The sequence below is a fragment of the Candidatus Neomarinimicrobiota bacterium genome (genome assembly GCA_022573815.1).
In the GTDB taxonomy this organism is placed as follows: domain Bacteria; phylum Fidelibacterota; class SORT01; order SORT01; family SORT01; genus JACZTG01.
Genome location: JACZTG010000028.1, coordinates 1 through 23,171 on the forward strand (window position 1 = coordinate 1; position 23,171 = coordinate 23,171).

Here is a 23,171-nt window from a genome sequence, read left to right on the forward strand (position 1 = left end):
GCATGAAATTGTGAACGCTGTCAGAATCAATATCAATGGATAGATTGTTATTTTCTTCATATAACCATCCCCTGGCTGAATATCCGATTATAAGTTTTACTGAAATTGTTAATTATTTCACTTCGCTTTCGTCTCTGTTAAATATAATATTTCTTTCGCTTAATTCACTTATAAATTTCCCAAGATTCAACGCTTTTTCCTGTGGCAGCGCGCCCGGACCATTCGTTAAATTTCTGCCGAGCATCTGACCCACAATAGCAGCTGAATACCCTGTTGTCCGCATCATTGAAGTCATTTCATTTTTTGTGTCATAATGGTCAATTAGATCGTAGGTCACTTTGACTTTTTTACCTGATTTGACACCAACTACTTCAATTTTTACCAGCGTTACATCCATACCTTCTTTGGGAAGATTCTTCTCTAATAAACTCGCTAACAGGTTTCTTGGAACAACGCTTACACTGTCAATATTCACCTCTTCTAAATCAGCCAATCCGATGTCGAACATCGCTTTTATCAAATCCCGGTGTCCTTTGTACCGAATAGTTTTATAATCGAGATTTTTTACTTTGTCTTTGAAAGTTTCGGGTAGCGTAGAAGTTCCTCCCAGTGTATAGAATGCTTCCATATTCTTAAAATCTTCTCCGATATCAAGTGTCTCCAATCCGCTCAATGTGGGTACTTTTTTAATTTCACCCTCCTCAATAACTGTCGCTTCCCCCATATACTCATTTAGCAAGCCGTGAACTGAAAACAATTGCATATAATTTAATGGTGGAACGGGATTTATCGGAAGACCTCCCACTCTGATTTTTGCGCTCTCAACAGATTCAAATTCATCAATGATATATGCAGTTACAACATTTGCCATACCCGGCGCCAAGCCGCAGTCCGGTATGATAGTGACACCTTGTTTCACAGCGTCATCGTTTAAATTAAGCTCCTGATAGACTATGTCCGTATTCCCTCCAAGATCGCAAAAATTACATCCTGATTCAATTGCGGTTCTTGCCAAATCAAGGTTGAACATATACGGAACAGCGCTGATTACCACAGAATTTCCTTCCATAAGAGAGGCAACATCTTTGAGGTTTGTTACATCTACAACAGCTTTGTGGAGTTTGGGATTCTCAATTCCTCTCATAGATTCAGTTACCTGATTCTCAGAAATGTCTGCCACCATAACCTGTAATACGTCTTCTTGATTCAAACAATCAAAAGCAATCGCTCTTCCCATCCTACCCGTACCGAGAATAAGAATATTCATCTAAGTGTAGTTTCTACTAATCTGCATAGATATGCTACTAAAAGACCCGGATAGACACCGATTATATTACCAAGAACAGCCATTAATAGTCCTACAGGAGCCATTCCTGTTTGAAATATTTCCGCCACTACAGGAGTGGAAGCAGTGCCTCCTATGTTTGATTGACTGCCCGTCGCGAAAAAAAACATTGGCGCCTTAATCAGCTTTGCCGTCCCAACCAACACTCCGGCATGAATTAAAATCCAAACGATACCTATAAAGATAAGTGCAGGCGCTTCCGTAATTAATGTCATATCCGCCCGTCCGCCCACCGACGCCATTAACAAATATAATGCCGCACTCCCCATCTTGGATGAACCGGCATCCTCAAGCCGGGAGACCTTTGTAAAAGAGAGACCAACGCTAAACATTGAAACCAAGATAACCGTCCAGGTGAATGAACTTATTAATCCTCCAATATCGGGCAAAAACTCGCCAATCTTTAAAAACAGGAATGTAACGGAGAATCCGAGTCCGAGCATAATACTTATGTCTCTAGCTACAATAGGTCTGCTTCTTTTTATAGCAATATCCTTAAGCCTTTTTTGAACGTGATTAAGTACCGTTCTGTCAGCGCCCGTCCATTTATCGAATTTTGTCTGATATGCCGATAAGGCTATCATTACACCCATCCATCCGTAACCGACCACAGTATCAACCACAATTACAGGCCCATACATTGATGCCGGAGTACCTATTCCCTCGGCAATTGCCATCATATTCGCCGTTCCCCCAATCCAGCTGCCCGAAAGCATACCCATTCCTTTCCAAATACCTTCAGGAGCCCAATTCAGGAACAGCGCTAAGGCTATAGGCGCTCCTATCACTATACCAACCGTCCCGGCGAGCATCATTGTCAGCGCCATTCTCCCGAGTTTCATAATATCCGGCAGATTAGCCGATAGTAATAGCAATACCAGGCTAAACGGCAGTATATATCTCGATATCCAGTTGTAAGTAACCGATGTGTCCGGGAGAATTCCCAGAGTAGTGGATATCATAGGCACAAAGTATATCCATATTACCGGAGGCAGATAATAGAATATTTTTTTCAACTTTTCCACTTCGCTAATTCGAAATACGAGCGCAACAGTACTTACAAGATAAATTAAAACTGTTGTCGGATCAGATATCAGTGATGTCGTTTCAGGCATAAATGTCCCGCAGTTTAGAGTTAACTACTTTTGCTACACTTAAAAATCATAAATGGCCGGATAATTCAAACGTTTATTTTAACACTTTCTTCTTCAGACCTGAAGATATGCTTTCCAAATTGCCCGAAAAGATGAGCCGCCACCAGCATCCCCCAAAACGAGGTGAAAGGAATTCCTATTCCGGCAATAAACACTCCCAATGAAAATGAAAAACCGATAACGGCTAACGATAGAAGTACCATTGGCACATAAGTGCCGATATTGCTCATAACAAAATTCAGCATTTCCTCAAAATTAAAAGCAGCCATAAAATTTCCGGATTTCGCGAAATTAATGGTAACCATAGGAAGCCAAAAGAGCACTACCATAAAAAGAAGTAACACTAAAGCGTCGCTATCGCCAAATGAGTCTTCTAAAAACGAGGATATCAATATAACAGGAATAGTATATGCAAAATAAATTATCCCGAGCATAACACCCTTTTGAAAAATCCCGGATAGATTATTCCAGAATGGAAGAGGAGATTCCTCTTTTTTTATACAGTTTTCTACTACAGATAGAAAGTATCCTAAAACGAATGGTATGCCAAAAAAGAGTAGAGAGGCGAAATTCCAAAGTCCGCCGATAAAAATTTTTGAAAGCCACTTCGGGTCTTTAAATACATAACTGAATGACTTTGAGAAATCCACTATTTATACTCGCTGTTTGACCGAATAATATTGGCTCCGAATTATCGTTTTATATCGAATAAAGTTATAATCAATCTATCCTACGAGCAAGCATTAATTTATCTTCATAATCGTCTTGCTTAAAACTATGATACTATCTACTTTCGAGCCTAAGATGATTGCATTCCATCGTACCAGAATAAGACTAACGCTTTCTATTTTTCTTCTGACAGCTACATTCCTTTTGGCGGATATTCACCAGGCAATTGCGCTTCAGTCAAAATGCCCTGACAGGTTTTTGAAGAACGCAATGTTTTTGCTTAAAAAAAAGAAGATAAGCGATGCTCTTTCTACTTTTACTCAAATAGTGCAGAATTTCCCAAGTTGCCCTCAAGCGGAAGAAGCTGAATGGCAGATAATAAAATATTATTCTTCTATGGCAAGGAATAATGGTAGCGTTGAGTATTATCAGTTAGCCGATGAACATATCGAATTTTATCTTACTTATTGGCCTAACGGCGCTTACAGAAAATCAATTCTAAACGAACGCAGCAGACTTCGCATCAGCAGAGAACCATTTATTATGCGTAAGGGTAAATTTATCGCTATATTAAGTCTTGCTGTAGCTACCACCCTAATATTAGGATTTGCTTCAAATTAATTTTTACTTTTTTCAACTTCTTTAGATTTCAGATCATATTCGAACGAAACTTTCAATTGCCAGTATTTTAAATCTCCAATCCTGCTATTTTCAAAAGTGGGTTTAATAAATAAATTATTTCCTAAAAGTAATTTATAGCCCACCGCAATTTCTGATTTTTCAAATCCATCGAAATCCGTAGAGTAGGATAATCTATATTCCACATCGTTATATCTGCCGGCGTAACCGAGCCAAAGCAGACTTTTCGGATCTTCAAAATAATCTTTAAACAGCGCTTCGTATCCTACAACCTGATAAATCGCTCTCATACTTTGAGTGTTTATTGATTGTGCCGTTCGTTTAAAATGTTCGAACTCAACTAACGCACCTTTCAGTTTGGGAGATTTTAGATATACCCGCTCGCCAAAATATTCGATACCGTTAGTTCTTTCCCATACTCTTGACGCACTGATCAATTCGCCCTGAAAAGATAATTCAATCATCCTGTCATACGGATTGTTCGGCATAGCGGCGCTGTTAAGGAACAATCCTAATGCGACAGTCTTAAAAAATAAATCTAATCCCATCAATAATCCTTTATATTTTTTAAATATTGGTAATGTCAGCTGCTACTGCTAACACATTGAGGAATAATTTAACGAAAAAATTTACATTTCCTTGTTTATATCATAACCTACACTATAAATTCACAATCCAGAAAAGGATTAGTTGGGAACCACACTTATAAAAGACACGCTTTTGACTGTCACTATGGATGACGAACTTGGTGATATCAAAAACGGCTGGGTTTTAGTCAAGGACGGCGAAATAAATTCCGTCGGCGATGGTTCATATCCGGTCGCCGATAAGACCGTCAACGCCTCCGGTATGATTCTTCTTCCCGGATTTATTAACACACACCATCATATGTTCCAGACTCTTACCCGTAATATCCCCGGAACGCAAAACGCTTATCTATTCGATTGGCTCCAGACCTTATACGATGTTTGGGGTGAATTATCAGAAGAAGCAATATATGTGAGCGCACAAGTCGCCGCAGCCGAGCTGATTTTATCCGGTTGTACAACTTCATCAGACCATCTCTATCTTTTTCCTTCGGAGGCGTCCAATAAACTCATAGATAAAGAAATTGAAGCGGTGAGCTCGCTTGGCCTCAGATTTCATCCCACAAGAGGTTCAATGTCTTTAGGTAAAAGTTCCGGCGGTTTGCCCCCTGACTACATTGTTCAAACTGAAGAGGAAATCATTGACGATTCAATCCGGCTGATAGAAAAATATCATGATGCCGAACCGCATTCGATGTTAAGAATCGCTCTCGCTCCCTGTTCTCCGTTTTCGGTCACACAAAACCTTATGAAAAAATCTCGGGAACTCGCTGACAAATATAAAGTGAGGCTTCATACTCACCTTGCCGAAACCCTTGAGGAAGAGAAATTTTGTTTGGACATTCACGGACTTAGACCCGTAGAGTTTGCGGAATCACTTGGGTGGTTAGGAGAAGATGTGTGGCTCGCCCATGCAGTTCATCTAAACGATGATGAAATCCAAAAACTTTCAGACACCAAAACCGGGGTTGCCCACTGTCCCACCTCGAATATGAGACTCGGGTCAGGTATCGCTCCCATTGCTAAAATGCTCGATGCAGGGGTAAAAATCTCCATAGCTGTTGACGGTTCCGCTTCCAATGACAGCTCAAATATGTTAAGCGAGCTCAGGCAGGCATTACTCGTTCCCCGATTGCGGGATGACAGATGGCTTACCGCGAGAGAGATTATGAGAATGAGCACTGTTGGCGGCGCACAAATATTGGGTAGAGATGATATTGGCGTAATTAAGATCGGAGCATCTGCCGACCTGATTTTGTTCGACCTTTCGGATATCAGCTATGCGGGCGCAAAATCTGACCCGTTAGCGGCTCTTCTATTTTGCTCTGGAAATCAAAGGGTGAGTTGGTCAATGATCAATGGAAGAATAGTCGTAGAGGACGGTCAGATTTTAGATTTAAATTTAGTAGAAATTTCTACCCGGGCGGACAAGATTTCCGAAGAAATGATAAATCGGTCAGAAAATAAAAAAACCGGAACCGCATAAAATGTCCCTTAACAAATTATCAGCCTACTTTAGGCCAAAGAAACTTTCTGAAGCTGCTGAACTGCTAAAGGAAAATGAAGGATTCTATCCGATGGGCGGAGGTACCTGGCTTATTCCAAATGGCGGCGATGAAATAAAAGGAATAATCGATCTTTCAGACGCGGGATTTAAAGAGATTAGGCTTGAACACGATCTATTACACATCGGAGCGGGTGTTACACTTCATGAATTAGCCACATCACCGGAAACCTCTGCCAAGCCTTATTCCACACTCCGCAGAGCAATTAATTTCAGAGGCAGATCCAGACTATTGCTCACATCTTCAACCGTTGGAGGAAGAGTGGCTCTTGCAAAAGGTGATTCTTCCTTTCTTGCCGCGTTAGTGGCTGCAGACGCGCAAGTGATAATTTATGGTAATATCAAAGACGATATATCGGTTTGGGAGTATGTAACAGATTCTAAATGGCGGACTAACCGTAATATTATCACAGCAGTTGAAATCATTAACAGTGACCAACCGCCTTTATTAGCAATCGAATCAATAAATTATATCCCTTCCGCCCCTCCTGTTATTTCTGTCGTTGTAGGAATAGAAATATCGGGAGACACCGTTGGAAACGCTAAAATAGTTTATTCCTCATTGCATGATAATCTCGTTAGAGCAATGGATACCGAACAATTACTGTTAGATAAGGTAATTGACGAAAAGCTGATTAATTCTGCGGCTGAATCTATTTTAGACACTTTCCAGCCTCTTTCAGATGCCCGTGCTTCCTCCACATACAAGAAAGAGATGGCTGCCGTATTGCTAAAACGCTCTTTAAATAGAATCAGGGAACGGGTAGGTTAAGAGAGATGAAAGTTTCTATGACTCTGAATGAGAAGGTAATATCCTCTGAGATCAAACCGAATCTTACCCTACTTGATTTTCTTCGCTCTGAGGGATTTTTTAGCGTTAAACGCGGCTGTGAGTCGGGCGAATGCGGTTCTTGCACCGTATTGATTGACGGTATTCCGAAAGCTTCTTGTATCACACTAACGATTCAAACAGACGAAAGAATCGTTACCACCGTCGAAGCATTAGCAACCAGAGAAGAACTTTCAGATTTACAAAAACGATTCGTTGAAGTCGGCGCAATACAATGTGGATACTGTACTCCCGCATTACTTCTCGTTGCAGAACATTTTCTCACTGAAAATCCAAAGCCTTCGGAGAAAGAAGTTCGTGATGCCATTTCGGGAGTATTGTGCAGATGCACCGGCTATGTTAAACCCGTTGAAGCCATACTAAATAAGGAATGATTCAGTTGAGCGGTTCATCAGAATACAATGTAGTTGGAAAGATAACTCCCCGGGTAGATGCGGAAAAAATTGCTCGAGGGGCGGCAGCCTTCGCCGATGACATAGAGCTGCGGGGAATGCTTCACGCTAAAGTCCTAAGAAGTCCACACGCCCATGCTCGAATCAGATCAATTGATACGTCTAAAGCTGAAGCGTTGAGCGGCGTCTATGCTGTTCTGACTCATGAAGATCTTCCGAGAATACCTCATACAACTGCCGGTCAGGGTTGGCCTGAGCCTTCACCCTATGACGCTTTTATTTTAGATAAAAAAGTTCGTTTTGTGGGCGACAGAGTTGCCGCGGTTGCTGCCGAAACTGTCGAAATAGCAGAAAAAGCATGTTCCCTGATAGATGTGAATTATGAAGTTCTTGAGGCAGTTTTTGACCCGAGAGCGGCAACCAAAAATGGAGCAGTCCTGATTCATGACGAGGAAGAATCAACAGGAATATTTGATAAATCATCAAATATTGTTTACAAACTTGATGCGTCCGTAGGAGATGTGGAGAAGGCATTTGAAAACGCTTATAAAATTGTCGAGTCGAATTATGAAGTGGGCTATGTTCAGCAATCTTCCATTGAACCTCATATTTGCATCACCTGGCTTGATGAGGACGGCAGGTTAGTGATAAGAACAAGCACGCAAGTACCGTTTCATGTTCGCCGGATAGTCGCCAAAGCTCTTGATATTCCTGTGAAAAAAATTCGCGTAATGAAACCCCGAGTCGGCGGCGGTTTTGGCGGTAAACAAGAAATATTGAATGAAGAACTTTGCGGCGCGTTGACCCTCGCAACCGGAAAACCGGTTCGCTTTTGGATGACAAGAGAGGAAGAACTATACGCTTCAAGAACAAGACATCCTCAAATTCTAACTCTAAAATCGGCTATCGCAGAAGACGGTAAAATCCTCGGGATGTCTCTTCACGTACTGGAAAATACGGGAGCTTACGGAACTCATGCTTTGACGGTGATGACCGTTACCGGGAATAAAGTATTTTCAATGTACAATATTCCCAATATTAAATTTACCGGGGAAGCGGTTTATACTAACTTGCCAATCGCCGGAGCATTCAGGGGTTACGGTACTCCTCAGGGTATTTTTGCTCTTGAATCACATATGGATGAGATTGCTTCCGAATTGGAAATGGACCCCATTAAATTTCGTCTTCTCAATATATACAAAAAAGGTGACAGCCTTGCAATTACCGCTGAAATGGCGGAAGGAGAAGGCGCTGACCCTCAAATCATTCGTTCATCCGGTTTAGAAGAGTGTATACAAAAAGGAGCAGAAGCAATCGGCTGGAATGATGATCCTGCGGAATATACTTATGGAAAATTGCGTGGTAAGGGAATGGCAATAAATACTCAGGGGTCGGGTATCCCGAATGTTGATATGGCAGCATGTTCAATAAAGATGAATGAAGACGGCTCTTTCAATCTCTTATGCGGAGCCACGGATATCGGAACGGGTTCAGATACTGCCCTTGCACAAATCGCCGCTGAAACACTTTCTGTTCCGGTTGACCAGATTTTGATGTATACCTCTGACACCGATCTTACTCCTTTCGATACCGGAGCCTATGCGTCAAGCACGACCTATATCTCAGGAGGAGCGGTAATTGATGCCGCTAAACAAGTAAAAGCGCAGATTTTAAAAGTTGCGACAGAAATGCTTGAAGCGGAATCAGAGACGTTGCTCTGCGCTAATGGGAAAGTAAGTACACAGGACGGAAAAACGGTCACCTATGAACAGATTAGTCTTTATTCTCTCTACCGGAAAAATCAATTTCAGATTATGGCAATCGGGAATAATGTTAGTCCTGAATCGCCTCCTCCCTATTCAGCAGTGTTTGCCGATGTTGAAGTTGACACTGAAACCGGTGAAGTAAGCCTCATAAAACTTGTTGCAGCCGTTGACTGCGGTGTGGTCATAAATCCTCATATGGCAGAAGGACAGGTGGAAGGAGCTGTTACCCAGGGAATGGGGTACGCTCTTTCTGAATTTATGCCTTTTGATGATAAGGGTAATCCACTCTTTAAATCTTTTGAAGATTATAATATATTTAGAGCGTCAGATATGCCTGAACTGGAAGTTATTCTTGTGGAAACATATGAACCGACAGGTCCCTATGGAGCGAAAGCTGTGGCTGAAGTTCCCATCAGCGGCCCCGCGCCGGCGATTGCAAACGCTGTATATGCCGCTGTAGGCGCCCGTGTGCGTTCGCTTCCAATCTCTCCGGAAAAAGTATGGAACAAGATTAAAAAGGCCCTCGAAGAGTAACAACTGATTCACTTTCACAGCCGCACAATTTTTAAATTGGAGTTTATTTATGGAACTTTCTGTCGGACAAAAAGCCAGCAGGACTATGACCGTAACAGCCGAACACGTAAAAACATTTGCCGATTTAACCGGCGATTATAATCCGCTTCACTTTGACGAAGAATTCGCCGGAAAAACCAAATTTGGAAAGCTCGTAGCTCAGGGCGGTCTGACAACCGGAATCCTCCATGCTCTCGTTGCAATGGATATGCCGGGTCCCGGAACTGTCTTCCTAAGTCAGGATTGGAAGTTCACCGCTCCCGTTTTCATAGGAGACACTATCACTGCAAATGCCAAAATAGTGAAGATTCACGAAACTAAGCCTGTAACGCAAATAGAATTCCGTGTAGTCCGGCAGGATGGTGAAACTGTTCTTGAAGGAGAGGCTTGGTGTTATACTTTCAAAACCGGGTAAGAGAATCAGGCTGAGCTTTCAACCGGCAAGTTTTCCGATTTTGGATTCTTCCTTTCCTCTCTCTTGGAAGTGTTGTACCAATAACCTATCCAAATAAGTATTATCCCGGTCAGTTCACCAATATAAAGAACTTCTGTATAGCCGGCTCTGCTCGATATACCGCCGATACCGGGCAAGATTGCTCCTGCGGCTATATATACATTACCTAAAAACCTGTCACGGGCAACAAGACTGCTCAGGCTTTCATCCCTGATGTGTTTCCGATAGCGATTAGCTGATATAATTGCCCCGCCTATTAAAAATATTACCGCATACGTATTAAGGAATGGACTGAACGCGCGAACCCATTGCCACACAAATACCTTACCACTGGGAAGAAATGGATCAACTTTATCCAGATGTACTTCACTTAGCAGAACAAAAAATGCGGAAATAAAGAAATACGATACCAACGCTATTGTCAGACGTTTGGCAGTTTTATTTTTATAAAGAAACCACACGGTTCCCTGAGCGAGAGGAGCTCCGCCTAAAAGAGCTCCGACTATATACCAGAATTTAAAAATGACTATATTCCAGCCAAGAAGCGTTATCCAGCTTTCGGCAAAGGTTCCCATTCCGTAAACAAGGACTCCTCCGCTCCACCAAAGGAGATGCATTCCTCCCCTCTCTCGATAACGGCTGTATATAATCCACGAAAAAACCGCAGCTATTAAAGTCGTTAATATTGGCATGTAATGGATAAAGGTAACTTCCCTCAATATCTATCTCCCACAGATGGAATAATACAATTCCACCTTACATTTAGAATTATAAATAACAATTGGCTTGAAGGTACCTGAGAGCAAATTGATTTAATATGAATATCCTTTTACTTCGAAAGCAGTGAAAGCCAATCTGATTTTGAGATGCTGATTGGCTTACGTGGTTGTTTCACTTCTAATCTGCATTCCTTGCATGTTCGCAAATGTTTTTCAGCTTGCACAATGATAGGATCTATAAGTCCGACTTTTCCAATCTGAATAAGCTGTCCGCGGATATACGCCTTATTTGCCAGTATCATAATCTCAAGCGAATCTAAGTGCGTTACTTCTTCTGTCTCTTGCGTATCGGAATTATTTACATTTTCTTCCACAATCATCTCATCATTTTCTATACAATGCCTAAGCATTATATATTAATCACCCAAATTTGTAAAGGCAACAGGAACAGGGAAATAATTTTAATCATTACCTCCCTAAAACAAATATATTTCTTAGCTGGGTATTACTTTAACAATGATGCTGCATCTTCATCCGCATATATAAATGTTTTCGGATGCAATTGCACTATGGTAGCCGGCACTGTCGCAGTAATCGGACCTTCTACTGTAGCCTTAATCGCTTCAGCTTTTTCTTTACCACTTGCAAGAAGCACGAGTGACTTGGAGTCCATTATTGTTCCCACGCCCATTGTGATTACCTTTGTTGGAACTTCATCAATAGAGTCAAAAAACCTGGCGTTATCCTTAATTGTTTCTTCCGTCAGTGTTTTTATTCTTGTGCGTGAAGTAAGAGATGAACCGGGTTCATTGAATGCGATATGTCCGTTGCCGCCGATACCAAGTATTTGCAATTCCAAACCGCCGAGCTTTTCAATTTCATTGTCATACCATTCACAATATTCTTCGATATTTGCGGCCATTCCGTCAGGTATATGCACTTTTTCAGGAACAATGTCAATATGCTTGAACAAATTTTCCCACATAAAATAATGATAGCTTTGATTGTGCTCAGCCGGAAGTCCGATATATTCGTCAAGATTAAAAGAAATTATATTTGCAAAACTTAATCCTTCATCATTATGCATTCTGATAAGTTCTTTGTAAAGCCCCAAAGGCGTTGAACCTGAGGAGAATCCTATCACTGCATCCGGTTTTTCTTTGATTACATTCGCGACAAGTTCAGCTGCCGCTTTACTTATTCCGTCATAATCTTTTTTAACTGTCAATAGCATTAAGACTATTCCTTTCTAATACATTAAGATTTTTCGTACTCAGGATTCGTTATTGATTCACTGAATTTGATTTGATGTTAGCGCTGTAATATTTCACAAACGAAATCTTATAATTTTCTAATCCATCTTCAAGCTCTTTTATTGGACTAAAATAAAAATTAAATAGTTCGACTTTGGCACGGTTATTTCAGGAGCGTCATCTTTTTTGAAAACTTATGTGTTCCGGTATATAAAGTTGCAATATATATTCCGGATGAAACGAGTTTATTGGTTGAATCCCGTCCGTTCCACTCTTTCCGAATTATCCCCTGCATTTTTTCATCCGATATCAGCTTTATAATTTCTCTGCCGAGTAAATCATAAATTATCAGACTAATTTGTTCTGCGTTAGGCAGTTCGAAAATGATTGTAGTGGACGGATTAAACGGATTCGGATAATTCTGGTGCAATACTATACTTTTCGGTAATCCTATCGGAGTAGTTACGTTTAATATTCCATAAAAGCTATTGAGCGCTAAGCCAATCAGACTTTTCCTCACGCTTTCCTGCTCAATAGTTTCAAACGGAAACGCAAGATAGATAATTGAGCCGGGTGTAGCGCTGTTTCCAAACAGACCTTCATAACGGATGGCGGCTGTTGTGCCGCTATTATTATAGGTCAGAAGTGATGTGCTTCCTCCTGCCGGTTTTATTTCATCGGGAAAATTTTCCTCGTAAGCCGCTCCAAAAATCACATTTCCGAAACCGAATGATAAATTGTCGAAAATACTTCCATCTATGGCGGAGACATTCAATTCATCGGCATCGTCAGCAACATATTCCGCCTTGAGATAATTTGAATAAAATGCCTTATCAGCGGCAGTTCCATTCGCAACCAAATCCCAACCAATCTCTGAGCCGGAGAGAAACAAATTTCCGCCGCCCTCTAAAAATTCCATTACTCTTTGCTGTTCGGTTCCGTTGAATGTTACATTTGACGTTCCCTCATCACCCAAAATCCAAACAACAGTTTCATAGTCCAATAAATTCAGTGAGCCGTCAATTATCGCTTCATTACTTGCGCTCTCAAAATTTCGCTCCGTAGCAGTTATTGCCTGACCGTGAAGCAGTGAAAAATCGTGAGATGGTTTAGACCAGCTGGCGATTCGGTGGAATCCGTCAACGATCAATACCGGTGGTATAGAATCACCTGTCATAATACCATATGAATCTGATCGGTCGGTTCGCACAACTTCCAAGTCTGTCGCTTTTGCCGTAATTGAAATATAAATAGGTACACCTAACGGAAGCCCGGTTAGTCTGTGTTCAGAAACAGTCGCCGGTAAATCCTTGTTCACCGACCAATTTATTCCGTCGGTACTCATTAATATTCTATATTCCTCTATGGTCTCATCCTCATTCAGAAACCAATTAATCACTACCTCACTGCCATCCCGGATGACAGATTTAATATCGGGAATTGACGGTTTTATAAAAGGCGGTTTAACTTCAGTGTCCATCTTGACCCTGAAATGTTTTACTTTCCCGCTTTCTACATTTACCTCAACCTGAATCGTATCGAGATTGGAGGCAAACTCTAAAGTGTGAAGACCGGGCGATAAGGAATCAAGCCGATAAAATCCGTTTCCGAGAGAATCTACGAGAGTCGTTCTTCCTTCAAGAAGATCAGTTACGACAACATTAACTCCGGCTAAATTGCTTGAGGAGTCAACAACAATCCCTACGGCAGTTCCCGTAGCCGGCAGCTGCGAGTTTAGCTGCTGAAGGAATGAAAGATATAATACTTCCGCTTCAGTTTTCAGATAATCATCATTCTTCACTCTTGCGCCTTCAGTATAAGACGATATAAAAAAAGCCTCTGAAAGTTGCCCCGGCATAATCAAATCATTTAAAACGCCTAAAAATGATGCCTGCCCATAAAACGTGAAGTCTCCGATGCCTCCGATGTTATTTATATTAAATGCCTTTGAAAGTAAAAGCGCCATTAGGTCAGATAAGACATCAGTTTGGCCGGGATTAACCGAACCTGAGCTGGTTTCACTATAAAGAACCAAACTTCCGTCTGATGTATGATCGCCTTCTGAACCGGCGTTGTGGTGCACTGAATGAAACCAGTCCACGTTTGCGTTATTGGCGATTTGTTCTCTATCACCAAGTGAAAGTCCTATATCAGTTGTTCGGGTCATAACCACTTTATCCGACCCGGCAGCTAATAAAAAATCCCGCAGATGTATTGCTACCGCAAGATTTATCTCTTTTTCACGGATACCGTTCGGGTTCACCGCACCGTAAGCGCTTCCTCCATGACCTGCGTCTAAAGCAAAACTGAAACCTGATAAGTCCGGGGTTTGAGAATAGAGGATGCCCGGCGCAAACAACAGCGCGAGAGCAACTAATATTTTCATTTTGACGGCACTCTAATAGTTCTAATTTCCCCTAACAGGTCTGTATCATAAATAATTTTTTTTCCGCCGGGGAAAAATGAGGGTCTCATTTCATAAACGTTTTTTGTCAGGGTGACTGCTGTTTTTTTCGTTCCATCAAATTTAATTATATAAATGTCCGAAGATGTGATAGTGTGACCGTCATCCGTTGATATCTGATAAATTATTCTTTCATTATCCGGAGACCAATTGGGTCTTTCGCCTGCTCCAAGATCATGCAGCTGAAAATTATCCAATTCATAAACCTGTAAATTCCCTCCTATAACCTTAAAGACGATCTTTTTTCCGTCGGGCGAAAGTATCGGATTCAGATAGCTTGCTCCGAGGACAGGAGTCAGAGCGCTGAGTTCAGCTTTGTTCATATTTTCAAGTATAATTTTCTTTGAATCCGTATGAACGGCTGTTTGATTTATTGATTTTTTAGTTTCAACATAAAGACCGCTCTTGATGTATAGGGCTTTTCCCTCACTTCTTAAATATAGTTTATCATCAGAAAACCAACGTACATCTTCGAATTTATTTACGGGAGCGCTGATCCCTGATACGTTCTTACTGTAAACTTCAGCTACTTTTAACAATTGTTTTGTTTTATTATTTTCGCGAAATGTCTCTCTGAATAGAAGCCATTTAGAGTCCGGTGACCACCGTTTGATATAACCTGCGCCTCTGACTTCCGAAAGCTGCCTGAGGTCGTAGCCGTCGCTCCTGACGACCCATAGTCCCCTATATCCTTTTAATGTCAGCGCTATGAACTTGCCGTCGGGTGAAACTTCGGGAGCGACAAAAATCATCCCCTCCTGCTTGATGAGGGTTTTTTGCGCTAAGGCATCGTTGCTCCATATTAAAACAACTGAAAAGACTAAATAAATTATCCACTGATTTATTTTATTCATCAATATCCTAATTTAAATTCTTACAGGTTCTACTCATAAAGTAAATAGTTTGATCTTAACTCCAAAAATTCATTTAATCCGTGTTCTTGCCCCGACCGAATATCAGCGAGCTCTCTTCCTTCATCAGCGCCATTTTTTAATGCAGCTGATCCGTATAGCCTGTTAATGGTGCCGCTCCATTCAAACTCAGTCGGATAGAGAGTTTTGAGCGCTAAAATTAGGCTCTCACCTGTTTTCACCGGCTCGAACAACTCCCTTGTGATAACTCTAACTCTGATGCCGCCGCAGACCTCATCCTTAAATTTAGGATTCGGGACAGATGGTAACATCGCGATTGGCGTAAATTCTACCGCTTCAAATGACACTCCCTTCAAGCCAAGACTGTTCATTTCTCTCGCCAATTCCTCTGAATCAATCCACGGTGCGCCGATGAGTTCGAAAGGGAATTCAGTTCCACGCCCTTCCGATAAGTTGGTCCCTTCGATAAAACACGTACCCGGATAAACTGTTGCGGTATTTAGAGTTTTCATTGATGGAGACGGACTAATCCACTTAACATCAGTTTGGTCGAACCAACGGTTTCTGTTCCACCCTTTCATCGGCACTATCTTCAGATCAAGAGATTCTGCTTCCTCGATCCACCCTTCTCCTTTAAATAGCAGCGCCAGTTCGCCTACTGTCATTCCATGTCGAACAGGCATCGGAAACATCCCTACAAAGCTTTCAAAGCCGGATTGCAAAATCGGTCCTTCAACCTTTGATCCTGTAATAGGATTTGGTCGGTCGAGAACTATAAATTGCTTACCGTTTATAGCAGCAGCCTCCATTGCTAAAGCCATCGTGTAAATGTAAGAATAAAACCGCGCGCCCACATCCTGAATGTCAAACAGGAGAACGTCAAGTTTATCAATCATCCCTTCGGTTGGACGTTTGGATTTTCCGTATAAGCTATATATCGGCACACCGGAGATCTCATCTATATTAGATTTCACAGATTTTCCATCTGGCGCCACACCCCTGACACCATGTTCAGGTCCGAACACAGCCAAAAGCTCAGCCCCTTCAAAATCAGAAAGTAAATCTACTATATGCCTGCCATCGCCTGAAACGCCCGTATGGTTGGTGATAACTCCGACCCGCTTGCCACGCAGCAATTCAAAATCGCTTTCGATGAGGACATCTAACCCTGTCTTCACCATCGATATGCCGGACTTTCCTCCTGATCCGGTTGTTTCGGTTTCTTCTTTCTGAGTCGCTTCCATATAATTATGTCCGGCAGCGCAGTTAACCGCTATTATCGATAGGAAAATTATTTTATATCTTTTGAAAGTTCGGGAATATTTCGTAACTAAACTCCGATTTTATATTGGCATAAATACAATAATACGAAGTTAAGAGGAGCATCCTCTATTGTCAACTCTGCTTATAGCAACAATCTTGTCACGTTGTTTCAAGATTTCTTAATATACTTGATTTTATATTATTTCCCACTTATGTTGCCGCCTCTAAAACTGAGGCGAAAATGTCAATAGAATATAAAAATAACATCCTATCCTGCGGCGGATTGGACGTAACAGAAATCTGCAACAAATTTGAAACACCTCTGTATCTATATGATGCTGAAATTGTTAAGAATAGAGCTGCTACGTTTAATAATGCGTTTAAAAATTCGGGAGACAAAATTCATTTTGCTGTAAAAGCCAATTCAAATTTATCAATTTTAAATATTATTCATAAGGAAGGCTTAGGCGCTGATATAGTTTCAATTGGAGAATATGAAGCCGCTATCAGAGCAGGGTTTACTTCTGACGATATAACATTTGCGGGTGTCGGCAAACGCGAAGACGAGCTCAGCGAAGCGCTGAAGCGTGGAATAAAACTCATAATCGCTGAATCTGTTAAAGAAGTCGAACTTATTAATCGGTTATCAGCTAAGAATAACAGTAAAGCGGCTATCGGGCTTAGAGTTAACCCTAATATTGACTCTCATACTCATAAAAACCTCTCTGCCGGTTTACATAATGATAAATTCGGAATGGATGAAAATGATATATTGAGTCTGTTTGACCGAAGAAAAGATTTCACTAATATTGATATGATAGCTCTGCATATTCATATCGGCTCACAGGTAAAAGACGCTCAACCGTTCCTTCTTGAAGCAAAATATGTGTCTAATTTATTATCTAAAATAAATAAAACTGAACAGATTATTAAGATTCTGAATCTTGGCGGCGGGCTTGGCGTAAATTATGAAAATATGTTGCCGGGTCGGTCCGATTATAATTATCTAATGCCGAATGAATTGGCAGATACGATAGTTCCGGCATTAAAAAGCACAGAATGTTCCATTCATCTCGAACCCGGAAGATGGATAGTAGCGCCTTCCGCCATTCTTTTAACGCAAGTTCAATATGTCAAAACAATCGGCAATAATAAATTTGTGATAACTGATGCCGGGATGACGGATTTTTTGCGTCCCGGACTTTATGATGCCTTCCACCCCATTGTTCCGGTGATTCAATCTGACGCTCCAAAGGAAAAGGTAAACATAGTTGGACCTATATGTGAGTCAACGGATTCTTTTGTTGAAAATTATCCCCTTCAGGAAGTATCAAAGGGTGATTTGCTGGCGATTATGGGCGTAGGTGCGTATGGCTATTCACTTTCCTCCAACTATAATATGCACCCTCGACCGGCGGAAGTGATGGTTGAAAACAGCAAGACGAAACTTATTCGCCGCCGTGAAGTTCTGGATAATTTATTTGAAGGAATGATTGACTTAGAATAAGTCAATCAAATATTTATCCTAAGCAGGGGCCGGTTCATCCCAATTTTTTGAATAGACTGAAATTGTAATGTCTGACTCGGGAAACAGCTTGACCGATTTATACGCCGTGCCTTTCAATTCATTTAATTCCCGATGATTATTATCGCAATATGGTAGTGAATCACTGTGTCCGCATGTACAAAATTTATAGCCTTTGCCGGCTTTCAATTCTAATTTTTTAGCGTTATCAGGTTTTTCCATTTTAATTCAAATCTCCTTTCGCTGCTTGTCAAATTTTTGGTTATTCTTTCATTGTCCCATTAGAAACGTAAAAGCCCCGATGAAAGAAATTCCCTTTGCATTGTTTGATCCGAACAGGTCTTGTTTCACACCGAATATAACGACAACCCCATCATTCGGATAAAACGTAAATCCTAAAGTCCCGTTAGTTTTGGAAGAATTATAAAATGAATTTTCGAAGGACAGCCATGTTGAGTTTAATTCCACAATAGCCTGAAACTGAGATGTAAGAAGATATCCCGCTCCTATATCAAATGTCCCCGAGTAATTGACCGACTGTAAATCAATTTCCGTGGAATAAAATGAAAATGTAGCATCGGTATCGATTGAAAGTTTTTCGCTCGGCTCAAACGTGAAGATTATTCCATTTGTAAGTATTTTAAGCGATTCTTCAGTTTCGTTTATAACCCTGTTTCCGGATTCAAAATTCACACCGGATTGGAACGCAAATGACTTGTCATCATTTTTCCAAAAGAGCCATTTCAGACCAAAACTTAGAGATGAAACATCCTCTGTGACTATCAACCCGGCTTCAATATTGTGTTTGAATCCCGAGGTAAACCGATAAGCCAGGCCAGATTCCCGATTTGTGTTATTAAGGTCAACTGTCTTTCCATTTTGATTCCACTGCTGATTGCTCCAGAAAACATCAAACGACGGTTCAAATTCAAAATCGCCTGCCGCGACTGTACCTGTTGCAGGCAACACTACTTTTGAATTGGATATGCCGCTTACCTGTGAAAAAACATTTGTTGAGGAAAAAACAGCTACAACGATATTCATTATAAATATTTTATTCATAAATAAACCGATCTGATTTAGTTAATATTAATCTTAAGATTACACTCAAAAACTTTAATGTCAATTATCAACTTTAGGCAAAGCTTGCTCTCAATCAAAAAATTATCTATAATTGGCAGTCAGAGCCGGAGATAATGAAGGGAAAGTTATGACTAAAGACGATAATCAGCTTTTAATACCAATCTCCAACGGACCAATTCACGCCAAAAATGTTACTTTGTTAAAATCTTCTGATAACCGGATATTAGCTACAAAAAAATCTATGATACTCTGTCGCTGTGGTCAGTCGTCAACTAAACCATATTGCGACGGGACTCACAAAAAAGTAAATTTCAGTGATGAAAAACTTGAAGATCGACAGCCGAGAAAAGTTGACGTTTATAAAGGGAAAAATATCACGATTAACGACAATCGAGGTATTTGCGCTCACATCGGTCATTGCACGGACGGACTGCCCAGCGTGTTCCGTATGAAGACTGAGCCGTGGATAGACCCTGATGCAGAAGATAATGAAACTAATATTAAGGCAATCCGGAAATGTCCTTCGGGAGCTCTTAGCTATTCCATAGATGATAAAGTCCACGACTCCGTCGAAAGAGATCCCGCAATCGTAGTATCAAAAGACGGGCCTTATTTCGTGCAAGGCGGAATTGGTTTTGAAGATCCGAACGGGGATGTGACCGAATCTTCAGAACATTACGCTCTTTGCCGATGCGGCGGATCAAAGAACAAACCGTTTTGTGATGGAACACACTGGTACATCAAGTTCCGAGACGATTCAGAATGGGCAAAAAAACAGCTCGATAAAGCCACCGAAACATCGGATTCTACTTCAAATTTCAAAGAAGTCGGCGCTGTTGAAGATTTCAAAGAGGGTGAAGGGAAACTTGTTGAGATTGATGGTGAAAAAATAGCCGTTTTCAGAAATAACGACAAAATCAGCGCTATCTCAAACACGTGCGCCCACCAAGGCGGTCCGTTAAGTGAAGGAGAATTGGAAAACGGATATGTTGCCTGTCCTTGGCACGGACACAAATTCAACATATTGACCGGCAAAGGATCACAGGGCAGTTCCGAAAGCGTTGCTGCTTATGAGGCAAAAGTTGAAGATGGAAAAGTTTTTGTCTCCGGCTCACAAGCTGACAAAGTAGATGATACCGATGTAAAACAGCCTCCCGTATCAGACGAATATCTCGCCAACTGGATGCGTGACTCCGATGAATTTGAAACCCGATTCGGGCGATTGCAAGAACTTGCCAAAACGGGTAAGAGCGAAATCACGCCGATGCGGACGCAAAAAACGTTTCCCGATTTCGAACAAATTTTGTTTAAAGGCGCACAGCTTTTCCGTCCTCCTCTCAACGAAGACGAACCGGTAGATATGAAAACTATCATAGGCAAAACTGCAAAATATCCTTTAGAAATAAATATCCCGTTTTACGTATCGCATATGTCTTTTGGAGCGCTCTCGAGAGAAGCGAAGATCGCTCTTGCAAAAGGGACAAAATTAGTCGGAACTCTTATGTGCTCAGGTGAAGGCGGAATGCTCCCGGAAGAGCGTCAGGAAGCGGAAAAATACATCTATGAACTTGGAACTGCAATGTTCAGTCATATAGACGATGTGATTGTGCAGGCAGATGCTGTTGAAATAAAGATCGGCCAAGCGGCAAAACCCGGATTAGGCGGACACCTGCCGAAAGAAAAGATTACGGAAGAAATAGCAAAGATCAGGGGTATCTCAATGAATGAGGATTCAATATCCCCCGGAAGACATGCGGATATTGATACACCGGAAGACCTTAAGCGGGAAGTGGACCATCTCAGAGAACTCACCGGAGGTAAACCAATAGGTATTAAATTCTCCAGCGGACACGTTGAAGAAGATATGGAAATCGCGCTGTCAGCAAACCCTGATTTTATCACAATCGATTGCCGCGGTGGCGGTACAGGCGCCGGCCCTACTTTCGTAAAAGATAATCTTGCTGTGCCGGCGATTTTTGCGATTAGGAGAGCGCGTAAACAGCTTGATTCCGTAAACAGTGAAGTCACTCTTTGCGTAACCGGCGGATTTAGAGACAGCGCCGACATCGCAAAAGCGATTGCTCTCGGGGCGGACGCGGTGGCTCTTGCAACCGCATCAATGATCGCTATCGGATGTCAACAGTACAGAATCTGCCACACGGGAAATTGCCCTGTGGGGATCGCTACTCAAAAGCCTGAATTGAGAGAACGTTTCATAATTGAGGAATCAGTAAAGCGGTTTGTGAATTTATTTTCAGCGACTGCAAAAGAAATAGAAACATTCGTTCGAATTAACGGTCGAAAAAATGTTCACGAACTGGATCTTTCGGACATTTTCACCATTAGCAGAGAAATATCAGAATTCACAGATATTGAACACGCTTAAACTGTTTGTTATCAGTCGAAGAATTGCTCTATTTCGTCTCGTAACCCTAAATACTCCCAGCGTAGCAGCGCAATAGGAACGTTTCCGTTTTCCATCAGATAATCATGGAAATGACGAAGACTAAACTCCTCACCCTGCATTATTTTAGCGTCGCTGATAGCCTTTATTATCTGCAATTTCCCTATCTGATACGTAATAGCCTGTCCGGGATTATACGCAAAAAACCCCGCTTCTTGTACTGCTGTGGGGTAATCCAATGGAACGGTTTTTTCGAGATAAGTTCCCGCTTTTTCAATTGAAAAATTGCCCAATGCCAGCTGAATATCCACTTCAACTCGTAATGCCCGAAGTCTCATAAACTTGTAAATAATCTCACGTGTGCGTGGACGATCTTTGAATAATCCGAGTTGTAACATCAATTCTTCAACATAAAATCCTATCCCTTCATTTGAACCGGAATCAAAATAATGCCGACGAATCGGATCTGGATTGCGCCAGGAAAGCGCCATCTGAAAATAGTGTCCCGGAACGCCTTCGTGAATTATAATCGGTCTGGGGTCTTGAGCGGATGCCAAACTGAAAAAAGGCAGATTGGGTGAAGGCTCTTTTATATACTTGACAGATTCTTCATCCAAACGTGATTCGGATGTGAGGTCATCCACCACACCCATATAAGCCAACGGTCTTATATGGTCAGGAACTTTTAGATTTTTATAATGCCGGAGCCATTTCGGCACGGTCATTATATCTTTTTCCTCAAGAAATCTTCTGATCGCTCGTTCATCCCGACGTGATTGAATGATTTGCTCTTCGCTTGAAGCAAATAATTCTGCCGGAGGTAAATGAGCATTCCGTTTCACTTCAAATTCTTCTAATGCAACTGAACGATTCCATTCCAACCGCCCTTGCTCTAATAATTCCTCAGGGGTGTACGGCACAACTGCTACGTATTTAAGAAAATATTCGTACCCCTCCCTTCCAACACTGAAATCACCCGACATATTTGAACGGTTTGCGTTAAGCCAATCAATGTATCCCTCTAAAGCAGCGGAGGCGTTTTCTCCCGATTTCGTCATTTCTTCCTGTAAATCCTGAGGAATAAGAACATTCAATGCTGCAACGGTTTGCTCGATTTTTCTGCGAGCATCCTCAAGATTCGCCAATGCTATATCGGCAAACTGAACAATCGGATCTGTTAAATTCTCCTTGGCATTCTGAATCGTTTTGGAAAATGAATTAAACCTAACTATTATGTTATTTGCCCGCTCATCCGTCATCGGCGAACTGATTAAGAGCAATTCAAAGACAGCCCCCAAAGTCTGTTGCACATAAAAATCCGGATTACGATTGGGAAGTTTCAGGACATTGAGTTCCCAGTTCACCCGTTCGATGGCGGAACGCAGGAGGAGATAATCCACACTATCTGCTAAGCTCCAGGCATCCCTTGATAGTTCCTGAAGTTTGCCGCTGAAGAATCCATATACTTCCCGCTGTTCAGCTAAAGCCTCAGGTGAAAAATCAGGTACCCATTTGTCGGGGCGTTCCACACGTGTTATATCATCCCCCGTAGCAGGCTGCGTTACCGCACGCCACCTGAAAAATTCCTCTGCAAG

The 23,171-nt window shown here is 41.5% G+C and carries 21 protein-coding genes; 8 read left to right on the plus strand and 13 right to left on the minus strand.

Annotation, left to right across the window (positions count from 1 at the left end; all coding sequences use genetic code 11):
- Nucleotides 1–112: 112 nt before the first annotated feature.
- From IIB39_09490 to IIB39_09500, 3 genes are all read right to left on the minus strand, one after another.
- The gene (locus tag IIB39_09490; protein MCH8928930.1) at nt 113–1,267 is read right to left on the minus strand and encodes a saccharopine dehydrogenase NADP-binding domain-containing protein; all 1,155 of its coding nucleotides are present in this window, start codon (nt 1,265–1,267) and stop codon (nt 113–115) included.
- Nucleotides 1,264–2,460 (minus strand): DUF819 family protein, encoded by a 1,197-nt coding sequence (locus tag IIB39_09495; GenBank protein MCH8928931.1) that lies wholly within the window; start codon nt 2,458–2,460, stop codon nt 1,264–1,266. The genes IIB39_09490 and IIB39_09495 overlap by 4 nt, the downstream gene beginning before the upstream one ends.
- Nucleotides 2,461–2,525: 65 nt before the next feature.
- On the minus strand, nt 2,526–3,149 hold the full coding sequence (locus IIB39_09500; protein MCH8928932.1) for a DUF4013 domain-containing protein: 624 nt from the start codon (nt 3,147–3,149) through the stop codon (nt 2,526–2,528).
- A 127-nt stretch (nt 3,150–3,276) separates the two neighbouring features.
- Here IIB39_09500 and IIB39_09505 point away from each other — a divergent pair, with 127 nt between their 5' ends.
- Complete coding sequence (locus tag IIB39_09505; protein MCH8928933.1) at nt 3,277–3,789, plus strand: hypothetical protein; 513 nt, start codon at nt 3,277–3,279, stop codon at nt 3,787–3,789.
- Here the strand turns inward: IIB39_09505 and IIB39_09510 are convergent.
- Entirely contained in the window at nt 3,786–4,355 is a 570-nt protein-coding gene (locus tag IIB39_09510) for a hypothetical protein (protein MCH8928934.1), read from the minus strand. The two genes, IIB39_09505 and IIB39_09510, sit on opposite strands and share 4 nt — an antisense overlap.
- Before the next feature lie 142 nt (nt 4,356–4,497).
- Between IIB39_09510 and IIB39_09515 the strand changes: the two genes are divergently transcribed.
- From IIB39_09515 to IIB39_09535, 5 genes are read left to right on the plus strand one after another with little or no spacing between them, the layout of a single operon-like run.
- Nucleotides 4,498–5,880, plus strand: coding sequence for an 8-oxoguanine deaminase (locus IIB39_09515; protein ID MCH8928935.1), 1,383 nt, complete (start codon nt 4,498–4,500; stop codon nt 5,878–5,880).
- Nucleotide 5,881: 1 nt separating this feature from the next.
- On the plus strand, nt 5,882–6,730 hold the full coding sequence (locus IIB39_09520; GenBank protein MCH8928936.1) for an FAD binding domain-containing protein: 849 nt from the start codon (nt 5,882–5,884) through the stop codon (nt 6,728–6,730).
- A gap of 17 nt (nt 6,731–6,747) precedes the next feature.
- On the plus strand, nt 6,748–7,182 hold the full coding sequence (locus IIB39_09525) for a (2Fe-2S)-binding protein (protein ID MCH8928937.1): 435 nt from the start codon (nt 6,748–6,750) through the stop codon (nt 7,180–7,182).
- On the plus strand, nt 7,179–9,500 hold the full coding sequence (locus IIB39_09530) for a molybdopterin-dependent oxidoreductase (protein ID MCH8928938.1): 2,322 nt from the start codon (nt 7,179–7,181) through the stop codon (nt 9,498–9,500). Before IIB39_09525 ends, IIB39_09530 begins: the two co-directional genes overlap by 4 nt.
- 49 nt (nt 9,501–9,549) lie before the next feature.
- Nucleotides 9,550–9,954 (plus strand): MaoC family dehydratase, encoded by a 405-nt coding sequence (locus tag IIB39_09535; GenBank protein ID MCH8928939.1) that lies wholly within the window; start codon nt 9,550–9,552, stop codon nt 9,952–9,954.
- 5 nt (nt 9,955–9,959) lie between these two features.
- Here IIB39_09535 and IIB39_09540 read toward each other — a convergent pair whose 3' ends face one another.
- The 6 genes from IIB39_09540 to IIB39_09565 all read right to left on the minus strand — a co-directional run bounded on the left by IIB39_09540 (nt 9,960) and on the right by IIB39_09565 (nt 16,545).
- Complete coding sequence (locus tag IIB39_09540; GenBank protein MCH8928940.1) at nt 9,960–10,610, minus strand: hypothetical protein; 651 nt, start codon at nt 10,608–10,610, stop codon at nt 9,960–9,962.
- 212 nt (nt 10,611–10,822) lie between these two features.
- A complete protein-coding gene (locus tag IIB39_09545) occupies nt 10,823–11,122 on the minus strand; it encodes a hypothetical protein (protein MCH8928941.1) in 300 nt (99 codons plus the stop codon).
- Between the two features lie 95 nt (nt 11,123–11,217).
- The gene (gene nagB / locus IIB39_09550; GenBank protein MCH8928942.1) at nt 11,218–11,946 is read right to left on the minus strand and encodes a glucosamine-6-phosphate deaminase; all 729 of its coding nucleotides are present in this window, start codon (nt 11,944–11,946) and stop codon (nt 11,218–11,220) included.
- Between the two features lie 182 nt (nt 11,947–12,128).
- A complete protein-coding gene (locus IIB39_09555) occupies nt 12,129–14,351 on the minus strand; it encodes an N-acetylmuramoyl-L-alanine amidase (protein MCH8928943.1) in 2,223 nt (740 codons plus the stop codon).
- Nucleotides 14,348–15,283 (minus strand): PD40 domain-containing protein, encoded by a 936-nt coding sequence (locus IIB39_09560; GenBank protein ID MCH8928944.1) that lies wholly within the window; start codon nt 15,281–15,283, stop codon nt 14,348–14,350. Before IIB39_09560 ends, IIB39_09555 begins: the two co-directional genes overlap by 4 nt.
- Before the next feature lie 29 nt (nt 15,284–15,312).
- Nucleotides 15,313–16,545 (minus strand): DUF1343 domain-containing protein, encoded by a 1,233-nt coding sequence (locus tag IIB39_09565; protein MCH8928945.1) that lies wholly within the window; start codon nt 16,543–16,545, stop codon nt 15,313–15,315.
- A 260-nt stretch (nt 16,546–16,805) separates the two neighbouring features.
- Between IIB39_09565 and lysA the strand changes: the two genes are divergently transcribed.
- The gene (gene lysA, locus IIB39_09570; GenBank protein ID MCH8928946.1) at nt 16,806–18,071 is read left to right on the plus strand and encodes a diaminopimelate decarboxylase; all 1,266 of its coding nucleotides are present in this window, start codon (nt 16,806–16,808) and stop codon (nt 18,069–18,071) included.
- An 18-nt stretch (nt 18,072–18,089) separates the two neighbouring features.
- On the opposite strand, the gene IIB39_09575 is transcribed toward lysA, so the two are convergent.
- Both IIB39_09575 and IIB39_09580 read right to left on the minus strand, forming a co-directional pair.
- On the minus strand, nt 18,090–18,311 hold the full coding sequence (locus tag IIB39_09575; GenBank protein MCH8928947.1) for a CDGSH iron-sulfur domain-containing protein: 222 nt from the start codon (nt 18,309–18,311) through the stop codon (nt 18,090–18,092).
- Nucleotides 18,312–18,359: 48 nt separating this feature from the next.
- Entirely contained in the window at nt 18,360–19,151 is a 792-nt protein-coding gene (locus IIB39_09580) for a hypothetical protein (GenBank protein MCH8928948.1), read from the minus strand.
- Nucleotides 19,152–19,299: 148 nt separating this feature from the next.
- Between IIB39_09580 and IIB39_09585 the strand changes: the two genes are divergently transcribed.
- The gene (locus IIB39_09585; GenBank protein MCH8928949.1) at nt 19,300–21,558 is read left to right on the plus strand and encodes a CDGSH iron-sulfur domain-containing protein; all 2,259 of its coding nucleotides are present in this window, start codon (nt 19,300–19,302) and stop codon (nt 21,556–21,558) included.
- Between the two features lie 11 nt (nt 21,559–21,569).
- On the opposite strand, the gene IIB39_09590 is transcribed toward IIB39_09585, so the two are convergent.
- Nucleotides 21,570–23,171: DUF885 family protein (locus IIB39_09590; GenBank protein MCH8928950.1), on the minus strand; the 1,602-nt coding region annotated here is incomplete at its 5' end.

What these genes read in the sequence shown, in the direction of transcription:
- IIB39_09490 (MCH8928930.1), bottom strand. Translation starts at nt 1,267, where the DNA reads ATGAATATTCTTATTCTCGGTACGGGTAGGATGGGAAGAGCGATTGCT.
- IIB39_09495 (MCH8928931.1), bottom strand. Translation starts at nt 2,460, where the DNA reads ATGCCTGAAACGACATCACTGATATCTGATCCGACAACAGTTTTAATT.
- IIB39_09505 (MCH8928933.1), top strand. Translation starts at nt 3,277, where the DNA reads ATGATACTATCTACTTTCGAGCCTAAGATGATTGCATTCCATCGTACC.
- IIB39_09510 (MCH8928934.1), bottom strand. Translation starts at nt 4,355, where the DNA reads ATGGGATTAGATTTATTTTTTAAGACTGTCGCATTAGGATTGTTCCTT.
- IIB39_09520 (MCH8928936.1), top strand. Translation starts at nt 5,882, where the DNA reads ATGTCCCTTAACAAATTATCAGCCTACTTTAGGCCAAAGAAACTTTCT.
- IIB39_09525 (MCH8928937.1), top strand. Translation starts at nt 6,748, where the DNA reads ATGACTCTGAATGAGAAGGTAATATCCTCTGAGATCAAACCGAATCTT.
- IIB39_09530 (MCH8928938.1), top strand. Translation starts at nt 7,179, where the DNA reads ATGATTCAGTTGAGCGGTTCATCAGAATACAATGTAGTTGGAAAGATA.
- IIB39_09535 (MCH8928939.1), top strand. Translation starts at nt 9,550, where the DNA reads ATGGAACTTTCTGTCGGACAAAAAGCCAGCAGGACTATGACCGTAACA.
- IIB39_09540 (MCH8928940.1), bottom strand. Translation starts at nt 10,610, where the DNA reads ATGCATCTCCTTTGGTGGAGCGGAGGAGTCCTTGTTTACGGAATGGGA.
- IIB39_09545 (MCH8928941.1), bottom strand. Translation starts at nt 11,122, where the DNA reads ATGCTTAGGCATTGTATAGAAAATGATGAGATGATTGTGGAAGAAAAT.
- nagB (MCH8928942.1), bottom strand. Translation starts at nt 11,946, where the DNA reads ATGCTATTGACAGTTAAAAAAGATTATGACGGAATAAGTAAAGCGGCA.
- IIB39_09555 (MCH8928943.1), bottom strand. Translation starts at nt 14,351, where the DNA reads ATGAAAATATTAGTTGCTCTCGCGCTGTTGTTTGCGCCGGGCATCCTC.
- IIB39_09560 (MCH8928944.1), bottom strand. Translation starts at nt 15,283, where the DNA reads ATGAATAAAATAAATCAGTGGATAATTTATTTAGTCTTTTCAGTTGTT.
- IIB39_09565 (MCH8928945.1), bottom strand. Translation starts at nt 16,545, where the DNA reads ATGGAAGCGACTCAGAAAGAAGAAACCGAAACAACCGGATCAGGAGGA.
- lysA (MCH8928946.1), top strand. Translation starts at nt 16,806, where the DNA reads ATGTCAATAGAATATAAAAATAACATCCTATCCTGCGGCGGATTGGAC.
- IIB39_09575 (MCH8928947.1), bottom strand. Translation starts at nt 18,311, where the DNA reads ATGGAAAAACCTGATAACGCTAAAAAATTAGAATTGAAAGCCGGCAAA.
- IIB39_09580 (MCH8928948.1), bottom strand. Translation starts at nt 19,151, where the DNA reads ATGAATAAAATATTTATAATGAATATCGTTGTAGCTGTTTTTTCCTCA.
- IIB39_09585 (MCH8928949.1), top strand. Translation starts at nt 19,300, where the DNA reads ATGACTAAAGACGATAATCAGCTTTTAATACCAATCTCCAACGGACCA.